Origin of the sequence: Paenibacillus oleatilyticus, from assembly GCF_018998565.1 — a bacterium.
Classification (GTDB): domain Bacteria; phylum Bacillota; class Bacilli; order Paenibacillales; family NBRC-103111; genus Paenibacillus_G; species Paenibacillus_G oleatilyticus.
Genome location: NZ_JAHNZO010000065.1, coordinates 1 through 3680 on the forward strand (window position 1 = coordinate 1; position 3680 = coordinate 3680).

Below are 3680 nucleotides of genomic sequence, written 5' to 3' on the forward strand. Positions count from 1 at the left end.
TAGACAGCAACCTGCTCCGGTGTCCGCACCGTTTGTTCCTCCAGCAACTGGTAGATCGTCTTCTCGCGAGGCGAGTTAACCGCGGTGTCGTTGAACGCATGCAAAATCTGCTCCTTCTCCGCCCCGCTCACCAGTTCCAACTCGTGTATGCGGATATCCGGGTTCGCCACGACCTGCTCCAGCAGGTAAGTCAGGTGGGCTTGAATCCGTTCGATCGCTATCGGCTCAAATGCGGCTTCGTTATAACCAATGTAAAGCTTCATCGATTCGCCCGGCAGCACTACAAGGTTTAAGTCATAGTTCGTTTGCTCCATGCTTTGAACGCCGGACAATCGAAGCGCGGAATGCTCTCCGCCAAGCTGCTCCATCCGTTCATCTACCGGATAGTTTTCAAAGATCACGATATGACGGATCAGATCCTGCTTCTGCTCCGTCAATGCCTGGATTTCATACAGCGGGAACGTTTCGTAGGCATTGGAGGCAATCGCCTGCTCCTGCGCCCGCTTCATGACGTCAGCAAAGCTTTCCTCCGCTGCACAGCGGATGCGGACAGGAATCGTGTTGATGAATAGTCCGATAATTCGCTCCACGCCCGGAATTTCTGCGGGACGTCCCGACACCACGCTGCCGAATACCGCATCATCCGTACCGTTGTACCGTTGAAGCACGATTCCCCATGCGGCTTGGATCAATGTGTTGATCGTAACTTGATGCGCTTTTGCCGTCTGATGAATCCGTTTTGTCAACTCGCTTCCAAGCTCATAGTCGTAACGCTGCGCGCGGTACCCGGATACGTCCTCCGAGTTCCCCGGCTTGCCGGCAGGCAGTAAGGTTTGCTCTTCGTAACCTGACAGGTAGCCGCTCCAATAAGCGGACGCTTCTTGCGTATTTTGCCGCTCCAGCCATTCGATGTAAGAGCTGTACGCCCATACCTCGGATAGCTCAAGCTTCTTGCCCCTGACCAGCGCAAAGTAAGCTTCGAACACTTCCTGAACCACAATCGAGAGGCACCAGCCGTCCATGATGATATGGTGGAAGCTCCAGATCATATGGTGCTCTTGAGAGCCGGTACGCAAAATCGCGATGCGCAGCAGCGGATCACGGGCGAGATCAAAGCCTTTGTCCCGATCCTCACGCTTAAACCGTGCGATCTCCGCTTCACGTTCCTCGTTGCTGAACCCGCTCAGATCCTCGAAGACCAGTGTGCCGCGTTTGCTGCGGAATACGACCTGGACAGGGTTTTCCTTCCACGCTGTGTAGAAGTTCGTGCGCAGGGCTTCATGGCGCTGCACCAGCAAGTCGATACTTTGAGCGAATGCTTCCGGCTCGAACTCGCCCTTCAAATCGAACGACGTCTGTTCGAAATACGCCCCGGAGCCGGCTTCCAGCAGGCCGTGGAACAAGATGCCTTTTTGCATTGGCGTCAAGTTGTACACGTTCTCGATCTCGCCAATAGCCGCCGTTTGCAGCATAAGCCGCTCCAATTCCTCAATCGTTACGCCTTTCAAGGACACATCGCTTGGCGTCAGCTCGGTGCGGTCCTTCGAAACGCAATGCGCAATCACTTCCTGCAAGCTGGCATGGAGATGGCCGGCGAATTGCTCCACCGTTTCCCTGCGGTACTGCTTAGCGCTGTACCTAATCGTGAGCTGCAAGGCTCCGTCTACGACCAAGCTGTTCAAATCAAGCGCGAAGCGCAGCGCTGTATCCGCGCTCGCCGTCATTCCGCCGGCAAACGGAGACAAACGAATATCGTGCTGCTGGAGGTCCTGGTCAAGCTGTCCCAAATAGTTGAAGCTGATTTCAGGCTCGGCCCGAAGTGCCGGAGCCTCCTGCTTCTTCCGTGATAGATACCTTAGCAGGCCGTAGCCGATACCTTTATCCGGTATGGCGTGAAGCTGCTCTTTGGTTCGCTTGATCCGCTCGCGCAGCGTCATATCGGCTCCTTGCGACAGCAGCACCGGGTACACGCTCGTAAACCAGCCGACAGTGCGTGTAATGTCCAGGTCCGGAATAATCGGCTCGCGTCCGTGCCCTTCCAGACTAACCAGCACATCCCCCAGGCCGCTCCAGCGCTGAATAGCGATACCGAGCGCCGTGAGCAGCAAGTCGTTCATTTCCGTGTTATAAGCGCGGTGCGCCTGTTTCAGCAGTTGTACGGTTTCCTCAGGCGTCCAATTTAGCGTAATCAGCTCGCTGTCCTGCAACTGCGGGCGTTCGTACGCATAATCCTTAGGCAGCGGACGGCAGGATGCCTGTTCGATCTGCTGCCAGTAGGCCCTTTCGCTGTCTAGAGCCGGGCTGTCTGCGTACTGTTCGAGTCCCTGGGCCCAAGCTTGGAACGAGTCAGTCTTCGGCGGCAGCCGGAGTGCTTCACCTTTTGACGCCTGCTCGTATCCCGTCACGAAATCTTCAAACAAGATACGCCATGACACCACATCAATAGCCAAATGGTGCACCGCAATCAACAGGTGGTCGCCATCCGCGCAGCGGAACAGTCCCAGCTTGACGAGCGGTCCGGCGTTTAGATCGATGGAGCCTTGAATTTCCGTCGCCTTCTCCTCGATCCAATGGGTTAAGGAATCGTCCATCTCTCTGTCCTGCAGATCGATGACTGCAAGATCAAGCAGCTCGCCCTCCGTAACGGCACGGTACCGGACTTGATAGCCGCTTCCGCTGTCTTGGACAACCAGGCGCAGCGCGTCATGATGTTCAGCCAGCTTATGGAACGTCTGGCGCAAGGCCCCTTCTTCAAAACGATCCGGACGGTAGATCATGAACGACTGGTTAAAATGCTGCGGCTGAGACGGATTATGCTCAAAGAACCAGCGCTGAACCGGGGTTAGCGGCGCCTCGCCCGTTACCTCGCCTTGATCCGCAAGCCGGACGGCTGTACGGACATGGGCGCTCAACGAAGCGATGGTCGGATATTTGAAAATATCTTTCATCTCCAGCTTATAGCCGGCTTGCATCATGCGGGACGCCACCTGGATCGACTTGATGGAATCGCCGCCCAAATCAAAGAAATTGTCGTGAATGCCTACCGCCCTCAAGCCGAGCACCGTCTGCAGGATATTCGCGAGCGCACGCTCCACTGGCGTACGCGGTGCGGCATAGGCCTCGCCTGACTGCACGCTTGCTTCCGGCGCAGGAAGCGACTTGCGGTCAATCTTGCCGTTAGCGGAAAGCGGCATCCGTTCAACCTGGATGAAGTACGTCGGCACCATGTAGCCTGGCAGCTCCTTGGACAGCGCCTCGCGCAGCTCGCCCGCCGTCAGCTCTTTCGTTGCCACATAGTAGGCGCATAATTGCTTCTGGCCTTGACCGTCATCGCGCGCCATGACTACGGCCTCCTGCACCGCTTCCACAGCCAGCAGTTCCGCTTCAAGCTCGCCCAGTTCAATCCGGTAGCCGCGAATTTTCACCTGATGGTCGATCCGCCCCAGATACTCGATGTTGCCATCGGGCAGCCATCTGGCCAGGTCGCCGGTCCGGTACATTCGCTCGCCTGCCGCAAATGGATCAGCCGTAAACTTCTCCGCTGTCAATTCCGGACGGTTCAAGTAGCCTCTTGCCACCTGCACCCCCGCGATGCACAGCTCACCTGCCACCCCGACCGGCTGCAGCTGCTCCGTGCCTTCCTTCAGGATATACAGCCGGGTATTGTGCACCGGCTTGCC

Annotated in this window: 1 protein-coding gene; it reads right to left on the minus strand. The window is 56.8% G+C overall.

The features are described from left to right. Nucleotides 1-3680: condensation domain-containing protein (locus KQX66_RS36275; protein ID WP_216798371.1), on the minus strand; the 3680-nt coding region annotated here is incomplete at both ends.